This is a genomic window from Pseudohoeflea suaedae (assembly GCF_004354915.1).
Taxonomy (GTDB): domain Bacteria; phylum Pseudomonadota; class Alphaproteobacteria; order Rhizobiales; family Rhizobiaceae; genus Pseudohoeflea; species Pseudohoeflea suaedae.
Genome location: NZ_SMSI01000002.1, coordinates 239,627 through 258,837, shown reverse-complemented (window position 1 = coordinate 258,837; position 19,211 = coordinate 239,627). Strand labels below are relative to the sequence as shown.

The 19,211-nt window shown below is 63.5% G+C and carries 17 protein-coding genes; 6 read left to right on the top strand and 11 right to left on the bottom strand.

The genetic code is table 11. The features are described from left to right. Positions 1-2: 2 nt before the first annotated feature. From nadC to E2A64_RS11255, 4 genes are all read right to left on the bottom strand, one after another. A complete protein-coding gene (nadC, locus tag E2A64_RS11270) occupies positions 3-869 on the bottom strand; it encodes a carboxylating nicotinate-nucleotide diphosphorylase (RefSeq protein ID WP_133284592.1) in 867 nt (288 codons plus the stop codon). Next, entirely contained in the window at positions 866-2,473 is a 1,608-nt protein-coding gene (locus E2A64_RS11265; protein WP_133284591.1) for an L-aspartate oxidase, read from the bottom strand. Before E2A64_RS11265 ends, nadC begins: the two co-directional genes overlap by 4 nt. Positions 2,474-2,548: 75 nt before the next feature. Then, the gene (nadA, locus tag E2A64_RS11260; protein WP_133285034.1) at positions 2,549-3,631 is read right to left on the bottom strand and encodes a quinolinate synthase NadA; all 1,083 of its coding nucleotides are present in this window, start codon (positions 3,629-3,631) and stop codon (positions 2,549-2,551) included. A gap of 181 nt (positions 3,632-3,812) precedes the next feature. Beyond that, entirely contained in the window at positions 3,813-6,536 is a 2,724-nt protein-coding gene (locus tag E2A64_RS11255; RefSeq protein ID WP_133284590.1) for a DUF2339 domain-containing protein, read from the bottom strand. Positions 6,537-6,748: 212 nt separating this feature from the next. Between E2A64_RS11255 and E2A64_RS11250 the strand changes: the two genes are divergently transcribed. After that, complete coding sequence (locus tag E2A64_RS11250; RefSeq protein WP_133284589.1) at positions 6,749-7,984, top strand: MFS transporter; 1,236 nt, start codon at positions 6,749-6,751, stop codon at positions 7,982-7,984. Positions 7,985-8,192: 208 nt separating this feature from the next. Here E2A64_RS11250 and rpmE read toward each other — a convergent pair whose 3' ends face one another. Further along, on the bottom strand, positions 8,193-8,414 hold the full coding sequence (gene rpmE, locus E2A64_RS11245) for a 50S ribosomal protein L31 (protein WP_133284588.1): 222 nt from the start codon (positions 8,412-8,414) through the stop codon (positions 8,193-8,195). Positions 8,415-8,598: 184 nt separating this feature from the next. Between rpmE and E2A64_RS11240 the strand changes: the two genes are divergently transcribed. From E2A64_RS11240 to E2A64_RS11230, 3 genes are read left to right on the top strand one after another with little or no spacing between them, the layout of a single operon-like run. Further along, the gene (locus E2A64_RS11240) at positions 8,599-10,398 is read left to right on the top strand and encodes an ABC transporter transmembrane domain-containing protein (protein WP_133284587.1); all 1,800 of its coding nucleotides are present in this window, start codon (positions 8,599-8,601) and stop codon (positions 10,396-10,398) included. A 49-nt stretch (positions 10,399-10,447) separates the two neighbouring features. Beyond that, positions 10,448-10,732 (top strand): type II toxin-antitoxin system RelE/ParE family toxin, encoded by a 285-nt coding sequence (locus E2A64_RS11235; RefSeq protein ID WP_133284586.1) that lies wholly within the window; start codon positions 10,448-10,450, stop codon positions 10,730-10,732. After that, positions 10,704-11,018: a HigA family addiction module antitoxin gene (locus E2A64_RS11230; RefSeq protein WP_133284585.1), complete on the top strand. Its 315-nt coding sequence runs from the start codon at positions 10,704-10,706 to the stop codon at positions 11,016-11,018. The genes E2A64_RS11235 and E2A64_RS11230 overlap by 29 nt, the downstream gene beginning before the upstream one ends. On the opposite strand, the gene E2A64_RS11225 is transcribed toward E2A64_RS11230, so the two are convergent. From E2A64_RS11225 to E2A64_RS11200, 6 genes are all read right to left on the bottom strand, one after another. Next, complete coding sequence (locus tag E2A64_RS11225) at positions 11,019-12,050, bottom strand: peptidoglycan -binding protein (RefSeq protein ID WP_133284584.1); 1,032 nt, start codon at positions 12,048-12,050, stop codon at positions 11,019-11,021. It lies immediately after the preceding gene. A gap of 2 nt (positions 12,051-12,052) precedes the next feature. Then, entirely contained in the window at positions 12,053-13,075 is a 1,023-nt protein-coding gene (locus E2A64_RS11220; protein WP_133284583.1) for a MotA/TolQ/ExbB proton channel family protein, read from the bottom strand. Between the two features lie 179 nt (positions 13,076-13,254). Then, a complete protein-coding gene (locus tag E2A64_RS11215; RefSeq protein ID WP_133284582.1) occupies positions 13,255-14,049 on the bottom strand; it encodes an inositol monophosphatase family protein in 795 nt (264 codons plus the stop codon). Positions 14,050-14,097: 48 nt separating this feature from the next. Further along, a complete protein-coding gene (gene efp, locus E2A64_RS11210) occupies positions 14,098-14,661 on the bottom strand; it encodes an elongation factor P (protein WP_133284581.1) in 564 nt (187 codons plus the stop codon). Positions 14,662-14,763: 102 nt separating this feature from the next. After that, complete coding sequence (locus tag E2A64_RS11205; protein WP_133284580.1) at positions 14,764-15,864, bottom strand: tetratricopeptide repeat protein; 1,101 nt, start codon at positions 15,862-15,864, stop codon at positions 14,764-14,766. An 8-nt stretch (positions 15,865-15,872) separates the two neighbouring features. Further along, complete coding sequence (locus E2A64_RS11200) at positions 15,873-16,526, bottom strand: thiamine phosphate synthase (RefSeq protein WP_133284579.1); 654 nt, start codon at positions 16,524-16,526, stop codon at positions 15,873-15,875. Between the two features lie 92 nt (positions 16,527-16,618). Here E2A64_RS11200 and E2A64_RS11195 point away from each other — a divergent pair, with 92 nt between their 5' ends. Together E2A64_RS11195 and E2A64_RS11190 are read left to right on the top strand one after the other, a co-directional pair. Next, positions 16,619-17,386: a sulfite exporter TauE/SafE family protein gene (locus E2A64_RS11195; protein ID WP_133284578.1), complete on the top strand. Its 768-nt coding sequence runs from the start codon at positions 16,619-16,621 to the stop codon at positions 17,384-17,386. Positions 17,387-17,476: 90 nt separating this feature from the next. Next, complete coding sequence (locus E2A64_RS11190) at positions 17,477-19,126, top strand: acyl-CoA synthetase (protein WP_244598254.1); 1,650 nt, start codon at positions 17,477-17,479, stop codon at positions 19,124-19,126. Positions 19,127-19,211: the final 85 nt, after the last annotated feature.

Sequence of the window (19,211 nt, the reverse complement as noted above, 5' to 3'; positions counted from 1 at the left end):
CCTCAGCCGATCTCGATATCGAGCCCGATGTCGAGCGTGGGTGCTGCCATGGTGATCTTCGAGGTCGAGATGAAATCGACCCCGGTCTCGGCGATGGCGTGAATGGTCGAGAGGTCGACATTGCCGGAGGCCTCCAGCACCACCCGGCCATTGTTCATCTCGACAGCCCTGGCAAGCAGTTCCGGCCCCATATTGTCGAGAAGCACGACATCGGCGATACCGGCGTCCAGCACCTCGGCAAACTGGTCGAGCGTATCCACCTCGATCTCGATCTTGACCAGATGCCCGGCAAAGGCGCGGGCCGAGGCAAGCGCCTGGCGAACGCCGCCGCAGACCGCGATGTGGTTGTCCTTGATCAGGATCGCATCATCGAGCCCGTAGCGGTGCGACGAGCCGCCCCCGCAACGCACGGCATATTTCTCGATCGCGCGGAGCCCCGGCAGCGTCTTGCGCGTACAGGTCACCTTTGCGGCCGTGTCAGCGATCAGGTCGGCGAAACGCGCCGTATGCGTCGCCACGCCCGACATGTGCATGAGGTAGTTGAGCGCCACGCGCTCGCCCGAGAGAACTGATCGGGCCGGCCCCGAAATCCTGGCGATCGCCGTTCCGGCAACCACACGGTCGCCATCGGCAACCAGAGCGGCGAACTCGATCTTCGGATCGACGAGCCGGAAGGCCGTGCGCGCCAGTTCGATACCCGAGATCACGCCCTCCTCGCGGACATTGGCCATGCAGGTGGCAGTCCTGTCCGGACCGATGGTCGCCTGGCTGGTGATATCGCCGGCACGGCCGAGATCTTCCTCGAGCGCCGCGCGTATCTGCGCCTCCACCATCAGCGCAGGCAGTTCCGGAAGAAAAGCTTTCGTCATGCCGGGGTCCTCTCGGAAAGTTCGGCAACCACCCGGTCGGCCTCATCGAGGGTCAGATAGGTACGGTGCTCCCAGGCCGGCACCGGATCGGGGAAGTCCGAACGGTAATGCCCGCCCCGGCTTTCCTCGCGCAAGTAGGCACCGACGGCGATCAGCTTGGCGGTCGTCGCGATGTTGGAGAAACGGATGCGGGTATTCGACCGCTCGAGTTCGGCAATCTCGCGGATGGCCGCAGCAAGTCCCTCGCGATCGCGGATGACGCCGACATGATCGCTCATGATGTGGCGCAGCCGCTTGAGTTGCGGGCTGTCTTCGAGCGTCACCAGATCGTCGGATTCACCCTGCGCGTTGTGCCAGTCGGTGAGCTTGGGCATCGGCATCAGGCCCTGGATGTTCTCGGCGATGCGGCCTGCGAAGACTACCGCCTCAAGAAGCGAGTTCGATGCCAGCCGGTTCGCCCCGTGAACGCCTGTCGAGGTGACTTCGCCCGCGGCCCACAAGCCGTCGAGCGATGTCCGTCCGTCGGCATCCGTGAGCACGCCGCCCATATGATAGTGCACGGCCGGAATCACGGGGATCGGCTGCCTGACGGGATCGATTCCCGCCGACATGCAGGAGGCGTAGACCGTCGGGAACATGTCCGGGAAGTGGCTGCCCACGGCGTCGCGGCAATCCAGGAATGCGCCGCGCCCGGATTTGACTTCCGCAAAGATCCCGCGCGCCACGATATCGCGTGGTGCGAGCTCGGCGTCCGGGTGGATGTCGGTCATGAAACGGTGTCCGACGGAATTGATCAGCGTGGCGCCGTCACCGCGCAACGCTTCCGTGGCGAGCGGTGCCGGGTCGCGGCCGATGTCGATGGCGGTCGGATGGAACTGCACGAATTCCGGGTCGGCGATGATTGCCCCGGCCTTGGCCGCCATGCCGGTGCCCGCGCCCCGCGCCTCGGCGGGATTGGTGGTGACCGAATAGAGGTGTCCCACGCCGCCCGAGCAGAGCACCACGGCGCGCGCGGGAAACAACACCCGCTTTTTCGATTGCCCTGCGTCGGGCCGCGCGACGACGCCGGAGACATAGCGGCCTTCGGTCTGCAACTCCTCGACGACATAGCCTTCCATCACACGAATGGACGGCGTGTTGCGCACGGCGGCGACGAGCGCCTCCATGATCGCCTTGCCGGCCATGTCGCCCTTCACCCGCACGATCCTGCGTTCGGAATGCGCGGCTTCCCGCGAAAGCGCCAGCTTGCCTTCCAGATCCCGGTCGAAGGGCACCCCGTACTCAAGGAGATCGAGAATGCGTGACGGGCCTTCCGTCACCATGAGCCGGGCGATCTTTTCGTCGACCGTGCCCGCACCGGCGACAAGCGTGTCAGCCATATGCTTTTCAGGCGTATCCCCGTCGCTCATCGCGGCGGCGACACCGCCCTGCGCCCAGGCCGACGAGGCACCCTGCCCGATGGGAGCGGCAGCGAGCACCGTCACCGGCCGCGGCGCCAGCTTGAGGGCACAGAACAGGCCGGCAAGACCGCCGCCGACGATGACGACATCATCGATACCGGACCAGGATGTGGGAGGATGGATGTGGGTGGCCGTTGTCGGCATGGGGATCACTTTCCGAAATGAAAGCAGTCGCGTCAGGTGGAGCGGGGCCGGAATGGCTCCGGCCCCTCGCCCCGGTCAGTTCTTCAGGTTGATCATCCGCTCGACGGCGAGACGCGCCCGGTCTGCAATCGCCGGATCGACGATGACTTCCTCGGTCATGTTGACGAGGCTGTCGAGGATCTTCGGCAGCGTGATCCGCTTCATGTGCGGGCAGAGGTTGCAAGGTTTGACGAAATCGACATCCGGCACCTCGCTCTCGATGTTCGACGCCATCGAGCATTCGGTAACCAGCAGCACCCGCGAAGGCCGCGTGTCCTTGACATAGTTGATCATGCCCGAGGTCGAGCCGGAATAGTCGCAGACCGCGATCACGTCCGGATGGCATTCCGGGTGCCCGATGATCTCGATCGTCGGATCGGCCTCCTTGTAGGCGAGCAGCTCGGCGGCGGTGAAGCGCTCATGCACCTCGCAATGGCCCTTCCAGGTGAGGATCTTCTTGCTCGTCTGCTTGGCGACATTCATCGCCAGATATTCGTCCGGAATGCAGAGCACGGTATCGGAATCGAAGCTCTCGACCACAGCCACCGCATTCGACGAGGTGCAGCAGACATCCGTCTCCGCCTTCACGTCGGCGGAGGTGTTCACATAGGTGACAACCGGCACGCCCGGATAGCGTTCCTTGAGGAGCCGCACATCGGCGCCGGTGATTGATTCAGACAGCGAACAGCCTGCCTTAACATCCGGTATCAGAATGGTTTTTTCCGGATTCAGCAGCTTCGAGGTCTCGGCCATGAAGTGCACGCCGCACTGGACGATGATCTCGGCGTCGACCAGCGTCGCCTCGCGGGCGAGCTGCAGCGAATCGCCGACGATGTCGGAGACGCAGTGAAAGATCTCCGGCGTCTGGTAGTTATGCGCCAGGATGACCGCGCCGCGCTCTTTCTTGAGTCTGTTGATGGCATGGACATAGGGCGCGTAGACCGGCCATTCGAAGGCCGGAATATGGTCTTTCACGCGCTCGTAGAGATGAGCCGTCGCTTCGGCCACTTCAGGCGTGTAGGTGAGGTCCGGACGCTCCACGACGCCGAAGCGTTCGGCGGCAGTCGGCCCGCCGTGTGCCACATGGGCCGAAGCCCGGCTGCGCGTTTGGTCTTCCATGAGAGCCATGCCGCCTCTCCCTTCCATTTCCGCTTTTGCTCAAATCGAGCATAACGGCCTCCAAAATAAACCGGCGTTAGCCGGATGTCGATGAAATAGGGTCTCCCGCCCCCGATTGCAAGTCACCGGCGCGGGAGGTCGCGTTCACATTCGCGCAGGAAGCGATAGACGCTGTGAGCCGTCAGCCGCCGTCGGGCCGCGGCTCCTCGGACCCGGGCACCGGCAATTCGGGCGGCTTCCGCGGCGCGCCGTCGTTCCTCCCTCTCAGCAGGATACGCTGATAGAAACGCCCGATCGCGACCAGCGCCAGACCCAGCCCGATGAAGGAAAAGGCGCGGAGCGCGCCGGTAAGTGCCGACATGTCGATGATGAAGACCTTGGCCACCGTGAGCAGGATGACGGCGGCGGAGGCGATGCGCATCGGCAGCGAACGGGTACGGAGCCCGGCCGCCAGCAATGCGCCGCCAAGCATCAGCCAGACGATGGAATAGGTCCAGACCTCGGCGTCGCTCGACGACCGGAGAATGCCGAGCCGGCCGCCCTGAAAACCGTGACGGACCATCAGGGACGCATAGAGGAACAGGAGGATGCCGGCCGTCGCACCATAGCCGATCCGGTACCAGCGCGGCCGCACGCCGGTCGAGAGCCGGGTGACGACGGCCGCCATCAGGCCAGTCACGAGATAGGCCGGCATCAGCAGGTTGAATACCCTGCCCTCGCCGACATTTTCCGAACTCAGCAGCGGGTTGAAGGCGAGGCCGAGACCGAAGAGCAGCATGGCCACGCCGAGCGCACCGGCGACCAGCGCCGCGACATCGTAGACAGCGCCCGCATTGCGCCGCGCGAGGAATTGCAGCCCGATGGCGAAGCCAAGTGCCGCAATCGACTGCACGGCCATGTCGGCAAGGCCGAAGGACGGCGAGCCGATTGCTCCGCCGGTGATGAAATGGCGCAGTTCGAGCGCGACGAACAGGGCCAGAAGCGCAAGCCCGACAGCGGTTTGAAGCGACGCCCAGAGACCGGCACCGCTGCGCCGCATCCATTTTCCACCGAGAAGAAGGGCGGCAGCCGGAAGGCCTGCGATCAGGATCAGCTTGTTGAGGAACGGCGTCGTGCCGATTGTCTCGCCGTCGAACGGAATGTTGAAAAAGAGGCCCGAAAAGGCAAGGACCGACAGAACAACCGCCACGACAGGCAGCGCAGCAAAGGGGCGGCTGCGATGAACCCAGGCGACACCGGCGCTCGTCAGCGCCATGCCGAGCGGCAACCAGAGTTTCGTGGTCACCACCCCCATGGCGAGCGCCAGCGCCGCAATCGCCGTCACGGCGAAGACCGCGGGTGCGGGAGCCTTCCAGTCGCCCGGACGCAATTTGCCGAACTGTTCGGTGAGGCCCACGCAGACCACCGCAAGCACCAGCGCCGCGAACCCGGTTCCAAAGCTTGTTTCCCAATCCGAAATCCGGAGATAGATGGCAATCAGACCGAGCAGCGCAACCAGCGCAAACGAAATCGCCAGATAGCCCGATGTCCGGGGCGCATGCCGTCCCGTACGCCACGAGGTCCACAGCGCGACGAGCGCCACGGGCACTAGCGGCACCAGGCAGGCGGTCAGGAAGGCCGGGATGTCCGGCGGGATCGGTGGCGTGCCGTTCGCGAGATCGTCGAAGATTGCCGGGTCGTCGATCCGCCCGAGATAGAGCGCGCCGGCGAGGAAGGTCGTGGGAACCGCAGCCCATGGGGCCAGCGGCGCCATGCCCGCGAACCGGAAGGCGGAAAGAACGAGAATACCCCCCGTCGCAAGCGCGATTGCCGAATTGGCGGGCGCTTCCAGCGAGAACTCGTAAACGCCTGCGATCAGGGCCAGAACAGCCAGACTTGTGATCGCCACATGGTTGGTCGGTTGGCCTACGGTCTCGGCTGGACGTTCCTGCCCCCAGCCGAAACCGATGACGAGCACGATCGCCACCGCGATCACGTGAAAGGCGACAAACCATTCATCCGTGTAGGGAATGACGCCAATGAGCGCCGCGGTCCAGCCGAGGGAACCGACGGCTCCGCCGATCAGCACCCACTTCCATTGCCGGATCCGGCCGACCGACATCACGCTGGCGGTGACGGCCAGGACATGCAGCGTCATGGCCAGCATATTGGGCGTGCTCGAATGGACCAGCAACGGCGCACCATAGGCGCCGAGCAGGCCGATGGCGGCAAGTTTCGGCCCATGGACAGAGGCAAGAAGAAGGCTCGCGAGACCGATGAGCGTCAGCAGGGGAAAGGCGATACCCGCGCCGATAAAGCCGTAGAGCGCATGGGCGGCATATGTCGTACCGAAAGCCGCAACCGCGCCGGCTCCGGTCAGGATGCCTGGAATGTCCGCGCTGGTGAAGGACGGCAGGTTTTCGCGCGTGTCCCTGCGACGGAGCCATTCTCCGCCCGCGAACAGTCCGATGGAAAGGCATATGCCGCCGGTGACCCGCGCCCCGGGCCCGAGAAGCCCGGCTTCGATCGAGTAACGCACCAGGAACAGCGAACCCAGCGCTATGGCCACGCCACCCAGCAAGACGGACCAGCGCCCGCCGATCGCGCTTTCGAGGTCGAAGCCGCCTCGGGCCTCGGTGTCTTGCGCGGCTTGTGCCGGCGGAAGCGGCGGCGGCACGGCGGCGGCGACCTCCGGTTCGGAGGCAGACGCTTTATCGCTCTGCGTGCGGGCAGCAGCCGCTTCGGACAGTTCGGAATGGGGATCGGCCTCCGGCGCGGGCTGCATCCCCGATATCCCAAGCTGCGCCAAACGCTCTTCCACGGCTTGCAGATCGCGCTCGAGCGCCCGAACCCGTTTCTTGAGGGAGAGGAAGCCGAAGAGAGCGAGAAAGACGACGCCGAGGATGAACAGGCCGATAATATCCAAGCAGAATTCCTTCCGAAATCCATTTCACGGAATACTTATCGACCGAATGGGATGGGTACAATACCGCGCGCCGGGCCTGTGGAAGAGTTGGCCTCTCGCCGGAAGTTCAACGAATTTGATAGTATGATCGGAATTATGAACTTGTGTGCGGCAAAGGATCGCATAGCTTCTGTCGATCCGCGCAATGGCGCCCGCCCCTGGAGATCCGAGCAATGACCGACACTTCCGCAACAAGTCGATCCCCGGCGCTTCCTCTGCTGATCATCGCTTCAGGCTGCGCCATCGCCATGCTCACCTTCGGGCCGCGCTCGGCCATGGGCTTCTTCCAGCTGCCGATGCTCGCCGAAAAGGGCTGGGACCGCACGACCTTCGGCCTTGCCATGGCGCTGCAGAACCTCGCCTGGGGTATCGGACAACCCTTCTTCGGCGCGCTCGCCGACAAATACGGCACCTGGCGCGTTCTGGCACTCTCGGGCCTCATGTATGCAAGCGGCCTGGTGATCATGTCGGTCGCACCTTCGCCGATCTGGCTTCACGTGGGCGGCGGCATGCTGGTCGGCCTTGGCGTGGCGTCCGCCTCCTTCGGCATTATCCTTGCAGCCTTCGCCCGCAACGTCGCGCCCGAGCAGCGCTCGCTCGCCTTCGGCATCGGCACGGCGGCCGGCTCGGCCGGCATGTTCGTCTTCGCACCGCTCGGCCAGGGCCTGATCGACGCCTTCGGCTGGTCCGAAGCGCTGATCTGGATGGCCGCGCTGATGTTGCTGGTTCCCCTTCTGGGCATTCCGCTGCGCGGCAACTCGTCGTCCGGCAGCCAGTCGCGCGACGAGATCGCCCAATCCGCCGCCGAGGCGCTCAAGGAGGCGCTGGGTCACCGCAGCTACATACTGCTCGTCAGCGGCTTCTTCGTCTGCGGCTTTCAGGTCGCCTTCATCACGGCGCACTTCCCGGCCTATCTCGGCGATATCGGGATCGACGCCTCCTATGCGGTGATCGCGCTCGCGCTGATCGGCTTCTTCAACATCATCGGCTCGCTCGCCTCGGGCTTTATCGGACAGCGCCACTCCAAGCCGCATTTCCTGGCCTGGATCTACATTGCCCGCTCGGTCGTGGTGACGGCCTTCCTGCTGTTGCCGCAGACCGGCCTCTCGGTGATCGTCTTCTCGATCGCCATGGGGCTGCTGTGGCTGTCCACGGTGCCTCCCACGAACGCACTCGTGGCCATCATGTTCGGCACACGGCATCTGGGCATGCTGGGCGGCATCGTCTTCCTCAATCACCAGATCGGCTCATTCCTCGGCGTCTGGCTCGGCGGCTACCTCTACGACCATTTCGGCAGCTACGATCCGGTCTGGTGGCTCGGCGTCGTTCTCGGCCTCTTCGCCGCCGCCGTGCACTGGCCGATCCGCGAGAAGGCCGTCGAGCGCCCTGCCCTGATCCCGGCGGAATAGATCGGGCCTTCTTTCATCGGCCATCCGAAGGCGCGATGCATAGGGCCCGCCCGCTCCGTGCGACCTGTGCCCCGTCGGCGAGAGCCATACCCCCGAAGCGACAGGCAAAAATACAGGGCCTTGCGGGAAGCGGTTCCCCGCCAACAAAAAACCCCGCCGGATCGGCGGGGTTTTCGTATGCCGGCTGCCCGGCGAGATTTCGGTCGGCTTAGAGGCCGAGACCTTCGAAGCGCTTCTTGAACTTCGAGACGCGGCCGCCGCGGTCCAGCATGTGCTGGTTGCCACCGGTCCAGGCCGGGTGCGAGGTCGGGTCGATCTCGAGGTTCATGGTTTCGCCTTCCGAGCCCCAGGTCGAACGGGTCGTGTACTCGGTGCCATCGGTCATGACGACCTTGATGGTGTGGTATTCGGGATGGATGTCTGCCTTCATCGATCTGTCCTGCCGTTATCTGTAGGCCTCGCCCGGCAAATGGATGCGGCAAATCGGCCTGATGCGTGAATGAAGCCGCAGAGCACCTGCCCTACGGCTTCCAAATTCGGTGTCGAGCCTATACATGAAGCGCACCCGCGATACAAGGCCCACATTCGATACAGCATAGCCGTTAGGACAAAGTGTGACCGATCAGCCGTCCGAGAGCAGCGCCAGGCGCCGTTCGATCAAGCCCCTCGCCCGCCTTTTCCCCTATCTGGGCCGCTATCCGCGCCTGATTCTCGGCGCCCTCGTCTTTCTCGCGCTTGCTGCGGGCACGACGCTCACGCTGCCGATGGCGGTGCGCCGAATGATCGACAACGGCTTCACCGGCGGCGATTCCGGCTTCATCAACACCTATTTCTCGATGCTGCTGATTCTGGCCGGCGTACTGGCCGTCGCCTCGGCCGGGCGCTATTACTTCGTCATAACGCTTGGCGAACGGGTTGTCGCCGATATCCGCCGCGACGTCTTTGCCCATGTGACCGGCCTCTCGGCATCCTTCTACGACGCCAATCGCTCCGGCGAGATCGTCTCGCGCCTGACCGCCGACACCACGCAGATCAAGTCGACCGTGGGCGCGACGTCCTCGGTAGCGCTCAGGAACATCATCCTGTGCACCGGCGCCATCGGCATGATGTTCATCACCTCGCCGAAACTGTCGCTCCTCGTGGTGGCGGCCATTCCGCTGATCGTCTTTCCGATCGTCGGCTTCGGCCGCAAGGTCCGCAAGCGGTCACGCGAAGCGCAGGACACGCTGGCCGAAGCCATGACGCTGGCCGGCGAGACCATCGGCGCCACCCGCACGATCCAGGCCTTCAACGCCGAAAGCCTTGCCCGGTGGCGCTTTACCAATGCCGTCGATTCGTCCTTCCGCGCCGCCCGCGGCGCCATTGCCGCCCGTTCCGTCCTGACCGGCTTTGCCATCGCCATCGCCTTCGGCAGTGTCGTCGGCGTTCTCTGGTACGGCGCCCATTCGGTGCTCTCCGGCGAACTGACCGCCGGCACGCTCGGCCAGTTCCTGCTTTACTCGGTATTTGCCGCCGGCGCGCTCGGTGCGCTTTCGGAAGTCTGGGGAGAAATCTCGCTCGCTGCCGGCGCTGCCGAACGGATCGGCGAACTCCTCGACGAGGAGCCTGCGATCACCGCGCCCGCCTCCCCCACGCTTCTCCCCGTCCCCGCTGCGGGCCAGGTCACCTTCGATTCGGTGTCTTTCGCCTATCCGCAGCGCCCGGACCTTCCCACCCTTCACGACGTCTCCTTCGACGTCAAACCGGGTCAGACGGTCGCTATCGTCGGCTCCTCGGGTGCGGGCAAGAGCACTGTCTTCTCGCTCATCCTGCGCTATTACGATGCGCTGACCGGCAGGGTGCTGATCGATGGGGTGGATGTGCGCGAAGCCGACCCGGCAGCGCTGCGCGATCGCCTGGCGCTGGTGCCGCAGGACGTGACGATTTTCGCGGCCACGGCGGCCGAGAACATCTCGCTCGGCCGTGACGACGCGACGCCCGAAATGATCGAGGCCGCGGCCCGCGCCGCCCAGGCTCATGAATTCATCATGTCGCTTGAAAACGGTTACGACACCCAGCTCGGCGAACGCGGCATCACGCTGTCGGGCGGCCAGCGCCAGCGCATCGCGATCGCCCGCGCCATCCTGCGCGACGCCCCGATCCTGCTTCTCGACGAGGCGACTTCGGCCCTGGATGCCGAGAGTGAGACCATGGTCCAGACGGCCCTCGAAAAGCTGATGGAAAACCGCACCACGCTGGTGATCGCCCATCGTCTCGCGACCGTGCTCAAGGCCGACCGCATCCTCGTTCTCGACAAGGGTAGGATCGTCGAGGACGGCAATCACGAAAGCCTGGTGCGCAAGGACGGCCTCTACGCCCGCCTCGCCCGCTTGCAGTTCGAAAGCGGCGCGGAGGCACTGGTGGCGGCTAAGTAGCCTGTCACAACGCATTGCGTTACATAACGGGTCGCGTTATACTTGGAACATGATCCGCAGCTTTGCTGACCGGGAAGCCGAAACGATCTGGAACGGCAGGCGTAGCCGCAAGCTTCCCGTCGACATCCAGGCGGTCGCCTTGCGCAAACTTCGTCTGCTCAATCAATCCCGGACGATTGAGGACACGCGCATACCGCCTGGAAACCGCCTTGAAGCGCTGAAAGGCAACCGGAAAGGCCAGTTCAGCATTCGGATAAACGAGCAGTGGCGGATCTGCTTCAAATGGAATGAAGGAGGGCCGGGAGATGTCGAAATCGTCGACTATCATGACTAACGAGCTTCCCAATCCACACCCGGGAGAAATTCTTCTGGCAGAATTTCTTGATCCGCTGGAGATCAGTCAGAACGCTCTGGCGCGCGCCATCAACGTACCGCCGCGCCGCATCAACGAAATCGTGCTCGGCAAACGCTCTGTGACGGCCGATACAGATCTGCGGCTGGCCCGCTATTTTGGGCTTTCAGAAGGCTTTTTTCTGGGTCTTCAGGCCGACCACGATCTGATGGAGCGTCGCCGCCAGATCGGCGGCGACCTCTCGGCGATCAAACCGCGCGCGGCCTGATCACCGCTCCGTCAGCTTCAGCTCGATACGGCGATTGGTGGCACGCGCCTCGGGACTGTCGCCCTCGGCAATCGGCTGGAATTCACCAAATCCGGCCGCCACCAGACGATTGGCCGGCACGCCTTGCGAGATCAGATATTTGACCACCGATGTCGCGCGCGCCGAGGACAGTTCCCAGTTATCGGCATACTGACCATTGCCGGAAAGCGGCACGTTGTCGGTATGGCCGTCGACCCGCAGAACCCAGTTGATCTCGTCGGGAATTTCCTGAGCAAGCTCGAGAATGGCACTTGCGAGCTGCGACATGGCCTGCCGTCCGGCAGGGTTGAGTTCGGCCCCGCCCGAGGGAAACAGCACTTCGGACTGGAAGACGAAGCGGTCGCCCACCACGCGCACGTCGTCGCGGCCGGCAAGAATTTCGCGCAGGCGGCCGAAGAAGTCGGAACGATAGCGATTGAGTTCCTGCACCCGCTGGGCCAGGGCCACGTTCAGTCGCTTGCCCAGATCGGCGATCTTCGCCTGACTTGCCTGATCCTTGGATTCGGATGCCTCGAGCGCATCCTCCAGCGCCGCCAGCTGGCTGCGCAATGCGGAGATCTGCTGGTTGAGCAGTTCGACCTGGCTCAGCGCGCGGGCGGAAACCTGTTTCTCCTCATCGAGAGAATCCGTCAGCGCGCCGATCTTCTGCTGCGCCGCATCCGCCGTGCCGCTGCCTGAATCGAGAAGCTGCTGGAGCCTGCTTCTCTCGGCCTCTGCGGAAGAAAGCGAGGCCTGCATATTGGCCAGCGCGTCCTCGAGATCCTGCTTGGAGGATTTTTCCAGCGCCAGCAGCTGGGTCAGTTCATTGATCTGGCTGTTGAGGCGGTTGAGCACCTGATCACGGCCGGAAATCTCGCGGCTGAGGAAGAACTGCGCCAGCACGAAGACCGTGAGCAGGAACATGATGGCAAGCAGCAGCGTCGACAGAGCATCGACGAAGCCGGGCCAGTAATCCACACCGCCTGCGCGGCGGCGATTGCGCGCGAGCGCCATCCCTACTTGTCCCCTATCTTGTCGGCGAGCTTGTCGAGCGTTTCACGCATCTTCCGGGATTCTTCCTGCTGCGCCTCGATCCAGTCGCGCAGCATCTGCTGCTCGTTGCGCATGTTCTTCACCAGCCCCTGAATGCCCTCGGCGAGGCTGGCCATGGCAGCGGTCGTCCGCTGTGTCGAACCGCCTTCCGAGGAGATCTTCTGCAGCTTGTCGGAGAGAACCTTGATCTCTTCCGAAGTCCCCTCGCTCAGGGCGTGACCGCCGACTTCCGACCCCAGATCGGTCATGCTCGAAAGCCAGTTTTCCAGTTCGGTGTAAAACCGGTTCTGCGCACGCCCCGCCTGGAGGTCGAGGAAACCGAGTACCAGCGAACCGGACAGACCGAAGAGCGACGAGGAAAACGCCGTGCCCATGCCGTCGAGCGGTGCGGCCAGACCGGTCTTGAGCGCGGAAAGAACATCGTTCGTGTCGCCCGAACCGGGATCGAGCGACTGGATGACCTGGTTGATGGAGCCGATGGTGCCGAGCAGGCCCCAGAAGGTACCCAGCAGGCCTAGAAAGACGAGAAGCCCGATGAGATAGCGCGAAATATCGCGGGATTCATCGAGCCGTGTCGCGATCGAATCAAGGATCGAGCGCAGCGAACTCGTCGACAGCGCCATATCGTGACGCCGGCCGATCAATGCACGCATCGGCGCCAGCAGGACGGGTTCACGCCCCACCTTGTCCGCACTCCCCGCCGCCCGGAAGGAATTGACCCAGCGCACCTCCGGACGAAGCCGCAGAACGTGGATGAAGACGAGAACGCAACCGACCGCCAGAACACCGAGAATGAGGCCGTTGAGCCCCGGATTCGACATGAAGGCGGCCTGGATCTGACGGTAGAGAATGGCGGCGACGAAGCCTGTGAGGATCAGGAAGATCACCATGCTCCAGAAAAAGACCATGGGGCTCGACAATTTGTGCGGATCTGCGCCGCCGTCATCGTCGGATATGCCCCAGCCGGACATCGATACTTTCTCCATACGCCAATCATTCCCAGTTGTTTGCGGCCAAGGGCGCCGCATGCGTTTCAATACAGAAACACAAGCCGCGCCAGCCGGTTCCGGGAAAGAACCTAACCGAAAATTAAGTCAAATTGAAAGCGTTGGCTGATCGAATTACCGGCGCCGTCGCGAAGGCGGCACCGGTTCGCAAGCCTTGATCAGGAGACAGGCTTCTTGAGAACGTCGAGAAGTGCCTTGTGGATATGCTCGTTGCCGGCAACGATGCTGCCGCTTTCGAGCACGTCGCGCCCGCCCGCCTTGTCGCTGGCGAAACCGCCCGCCTCGCGAACGAGCAGAAGTCCCGCCGCGATGTCCCAGGCATTCAGCCCTTCTTCCCAGAAACCGTCGACGCGACCGGCTGCCACGAAGGCGAGATCGAGCGCCACCGAGCCGAGCCGGCGGATGCCCGCCACTTCGCCCATGACGTTGCGCAGTTCCACGAGATACTTGCCGTGATGGCCCCGGCCGAGATGCGGTACGCCGGTCGAGATCACGGTATCCGAGAGCACGCGGCGCGCGGCCACGCGCAGGCGGCGGTCGTTCATGAAGGCGCCGCCGCCCTTTTCGGCGGTGTAGAGTTCGTCCATCGCCGGGTTGTAGACGACGCCGGCGACGATCTCGCCATTGCGTTCGAGCGCGATCGATACCGAAAAGATCGGTATGCCGTGCAGGAAGTTGGTCGTGCCGTCGAGCGGATCGACGATCCAGCGATGCGCGCCGTCGGTGCCCTTTTCCTCTTCGCTTTCCTCGCCGAGGAAACCGTAGGTGGGCCGCGCGCGCATCAGCTCGTGGCGGATCGTCTGCTCGGCCTTGCGATCGGCCTGGCTGACATAGTCGCCCGGCCCCTTGAGCGAGACCTGAAGGTTCTGCACTTCACCGAAGTCGCGCGACAGGCCCCGGCCGGCTTTCACCGCCGCCTGGACCATCACATTGAGAAGGGCGGAACGCGCCATGTCAGTATTCCTCGAGGAGCTTCATGTACCTGCCGGGAGCCAGATGGCTCAGTCGGCGCGGCGAAGATAAGTCAGTTCGTTGGTGTCGACGACGATCTTCTCGCCCGACGAGATGAAGGGGGGCACCATCACGCGCACGCCGTTTTCGAGAACGGCCGGCTTGTAGGAGGATGCCGCGGTCTGGCCCTTGACCACCGGATCGGCTTCGGCGATCTCGAGGGTCACCTGATCGGGAAGCGAAATGCCGATCGGCTTTTCCTCGTACAGTTCCACCGTCACCATCATGCCGTCCTGCAGGAAGGCGCGGCGGTCGCCGACGAATTCCTTGAGGAGTTCGAGCTGCTCGTAGGATTCGGTATCCATGAAGACCAGCATCTCGCCCTCTTCGTAGAGGAACTGGAAGTCCTTCTGCTCGAGGCGCACGCGCTCGACGGTTTCCGATGCACGGAAGCGCTCGTTGAGCTTGGTGCCGTCGATGAGATTCTTCATTTCGACCTGGTTGAAAGCGCCGCCCTTGCCGGGCTTGACCGCATTGGTCTTCACCACCGCCCAGAGGCCACCATTGTGTTCGAGCACGTTGCCCGGCCGAATTTCGTTTCCGTTGATCTTCATGAAACTTGTCCGCGATTGGAGTATTGCGACCGACCTTCGGCCTTGATGGCGGCCTCAAGACCATAATTGCCGGTCTTTTTCAAGCCTGCCCGACCGGCCTGATTAACGCCGGGCGAATTTGTTGGCCCGTTCTATGGCCGCCTTCTGCTGTTCGGCGGTCAGCCCCTGGTAGAAATCGTCGAGCCCGGGATCGTTGAATCCGGCACGCTTGGAGATGATGTACCATTTCGCCGCCTCTTCCGGGTCCGGCCGGGTACCGATGGCATTGACGTAGAGAATGGCGAGCCTGTTCTGCGCCACCACATTGCCGCGATTGGCCGCGATTTCCATCCATTTGAAACCGCGGTCGTAATCCTTGTCTCCGCCGACGCCGTCGATCAGCCAGATGGCGAGATCGAGCTGCGCGGTATCGTAACCGGCCAGCGCCGCCCGCTGCATCCAGCTGCGGGCCTGATCGCGCTTTTCCTGCGTAATTCCGAGCGAATTCATGTAGATCTGCGCCAGGGCATATTGCGCATCCGCCACGCCCTGCCTGGCCGACTTTTCGAAATAGGGCAGCGCCTTCTGGATCCCCGCATCCCCGGGATGCCGGGCGACCAGCGACTGCGCATGATTGAACTGCGCGAAAGCATTGCCGGCATCGGCCGCCTTCAGCATCAGCTCCTTCGCCTCCGCCTCGTCGCGGGAGACATATTTCCCTTCGAGCAGCATGATCGCATATTTGAACTGCGCCGAGGAATTGCCGTTGTCCGCAGCCTGCTTGTACCAGAAGGCCGCCTCTTCCATGTCGCGCGCCACACCCAGGCCTTCGGCAAAGAGCTCGGCCACCAGGGTCTGCGCCGCCGGATCGCCGATCTGTGCCCGGCTCAGCGCGAGTTCCATGGCCGTCAGATAATAGCCGCGCTGATAGGCGCTGTAAGCGCGCTTGGTGGCATCGATCGCGGTATCCAGAAGCGGAAGTGCCGGATCGTCCGTCGGCGCACGCAGCACCTGGCTGCCTTGCGGCTTGAGATCGAGTTCCTGGGCAAGCGTCTTGTATTCATCGTCGCCTTCGCCGCCACCGGCAGGTGGTCCGGCTTCAGCCTCCTGGGCTGCGGCCGCTTTGGTCTCCTGCGCATGGACGGGCGCGATGAAACACGAAAGAACCGCCGCGAGAGCGGCTGTGGCAGCGACTAGTCCGGCTTTGCGAAGGGCGTGTTCCATAAGCGCCCTTAATCCTCAAACCGTGGCGCTTTTTCGTCAAGATCTGCATTGATGCGCGAAACGACCGCTTCCGGGCTGTCTTCCGCGTCGAAAACGGCTTTTCCGAAAGCAATGAACTCCGCGCCGGTCTGCGCCAGCTCGACCGCATGCGACGCGTCCGAACCGCCCATCAGGATACAGGGAATGTCGACCATCGAGGCCCACCATTCGGCGAGCGCGGTATTCTTCTTGTGGGGCTCGGGCTTGATGTCGCCATCGAGCTTGCCGAAGAAGATGAAGTCCGGCTCCGCCTCGCCCATGGTCAGCGCCGGATGGCGCTCCTTGGCGTTCCCGCCGCCCACGATCATGGCAGGCGCATGCTTCTCGACAGCCTCGCGAAGCTCCTCGACACCGCCCGTCACGAAGATGCCATCGGCCTTCACGCGGCCGGCGACGCGGGTATCGCCCGCAACGAGTGCCGCAGCCCCCGCCTTCTGGATGACCGGCACCGCAACGGCGCAGTGATCCTGAAAGCTCTTGTCATCGAGTTCGCGCTGGACCAGCACCACCGAGGCGACATCGCCGCCTGCAAGCGCTGTTTCGAGCTGCCCCGCCAGCGCCTCGGCCGTATCGGTTGCAGGCGCGATCAGAACCAGGCGGCATCTTTCCGACACGTCGGACATTGGATCTCTCCGAATATGATGTGACCGGCCGGTCTGGCCAAGTCGATGCCGACGGGATAGACCGGGAGCCCACCAGGTTCAACTGTCCCCTCATGATTACCGATCCATTCTTCTATTTTGTCGCCGTTCCGGCGGTATTTCTCGTCGGCCTGTCAAAGGGCGGGCTCGGCGGCGCCATGGCGGTGATCGCGGTTCCGCTGATCGCGCTTGCCATCCCCCCGGTCCAGGCGGCAGCCATCATGCTGCCGATTCTGATCGTCATGGATCTGGTGAGCCTCTGGGCCTGGCGGCATCACAACGACCGCCGCACGCTTACCATCATGATTCCGGGCGCGATCATCGGCATCGCCATCGGCTGGTTCACGGCCGCCTGGGTGACCGAGACGCTGATCAAGCTGATCGTCGGGATCGTCGCCCTCGCCTTCTCCCTGCAGTATTTCTGGAAGACGTTCAACGACCGGCGCAAGGACGAGAAGACCCCGCCGCGCGGACATCGGCCGATCTGGGGTGCGATATGCGGCACGCTTTCGGGCTTCACCAGCTTCGTCTCCCACGCAGGCGGGCCGCCCTACCAGCTCTACACCCTTCCGCTCGGGCAGGATCCCAAGACCTATACCGGCGCATCGGTGCGCTTCTTCGCCATCGTCAACGCGATCAAGGTCATTCCCTATTTCGCGCTCGGCGAATTCGACGCGACGAACCTCAAGACCGCCGCCGTACTCGCCCCGATCGCCCCGCTTGCCACCATCATCGGCGCGCTGATCGTCAGGCGGATGAAGCCCACGGTCTTTTATCCGGTCATGTATGTCATGGTGCTGCTGACATCGTTCAAGCTGATCCATGACGGCATCGTCGGCTGACAGGTCACTTTCCTCAGACCAATTTCCGGCGTGACAAGGACACCTCCCGGTGGTCATATGCGCGCAATTTCGGGACTGAAACGGGGAGGAATGCGCGTGACGAACCCTTACGAGACGAACCTCGATCCCAATCCGGCCAATTACCAGCCGCTTACGCCGCTGACCCATCTCGAGCGCGCGGCCCTCGTCTTCCCCGATCACGTCGCCATCATCCATGGCAACATGCGCCTGACCTATCGCGACTTCTACGAACGCTCGCGCAAACTGGCGAGCGCCCTTTCCGCAGAAGGCATAGGCAAGGGCGACACCGTGTCGGTGATGCTGTCGAACACGCCCGCCATGCTGGAAGCCCATCACGGGGTGCCGATGACCGGCGCGGTGCTTCACTCGCTCAACACCCGGCTCGATGCGGCGATCATCGCCTTCCAGCTCGACCACGCGGATTCGAAGATCTTCATCGTCGACCGCGAATTTTCCGGCATCGTGAGCGAGGCGCTGAAACTCGCCACCGTCAGGCCGCTCGTCATCGACTATGACGACACGGAATTTCCCGACGATGCCCCCTTCCCCAAGGGCGATCGGATAGGCAGCAGGGACTACGAGGAATTCCTCTCCTCCGGCGCGGCCGATTTCACTCGCGACGGACCCGCTGACGAATGGGAATCGATCTCCCTCAATTACACCTCGGGCACCACAGGCAATCCGAAGGGCGTCGTCTACCATCACCGCGGCGCCGCGCTGATGGGCTACGCCAACGTGATCGCGTCCGGGATGGGCCGCCATCCGGTCTATCTCTGGACCCTGCCGATGTTCCACTGCAACGGCTGGTGCTTTCCCTGGACCCTTGCCGTGGTCGCGGGCACCCATGTGTGCCTGCGCTGGGTCCGCGCGAAAGCGATGTACGATGCCATTGCCGATCACGGCGTCACCCATCTCTGCGGCGCGCCCATCGTGATGTCGACATTGCTGAATGCGCCGGAGGCCGAAAAACGCGATTTCGAGCAGACCGTGAGCTTCAACACCGCTGCAGCGCCTCCGCCCGGAAGCGTGCTCGCCGGCATGGCCGAGGCCGGCTTCGAGGTCGTTCACCTCTACGGCCTGACGGAAACCTATGGCCCGGCGGTGGTCAATGAATGGAAAGCGGAGTGGGATGCCCTCGACAAGGCGGCCCGCACCACCAGGAAGGCCCGCCAGGGGGTGCGCTATCCGTCACTCGAGGACCTGTCCGTCCGCGATCCCGAAACCATGGAAGCCGTGCCTTCGGATGGCGAGACGATCGGCGAGGTCATGTTCCGCGGCAACATCGTCATGAAGGGCTATCTGAAAAACCCCGAAGCAACCCGCAAGGCCTTCGAAGGCGGCTGGTTCCATTCCGGCGATCTCGGCGTCATGCACCCGGATGGTTATATCCAGCTCAAGGATCGCTCGAAGGACATCATCATTTCGGGCGGCGAGAACATTTCGTCGATAGAGGTGGAGGACGCGCTCTACAAGCATCCCGCGATCGCCACCTGCGCCGTGGTCGCCTATCCGGACGAGAAGTGGGGGGAAACCCCCTGCGCCGTCATCGAACTCAAGCCCGGCGCCACGCTGACGGAAGCAGAGGTGATCGCCCATTGCCAGGGCCTGCTCGCCCGCTTCAAATGTCCGCGGAAGGTCGTCTTTCGCGACGTTCCCAAGACATCGACCGGAAAGATACAGAAATTCGCGCTGCGCAACGAGATTGCCGGCAAGGCTTGACCGTAAGGCACCGTGAACCGTGCCCCCTGCGCTGCAGCGCACAAACTGCTTGCCGCCTGTGGTCGAATGCCATAGCGTCACCCGC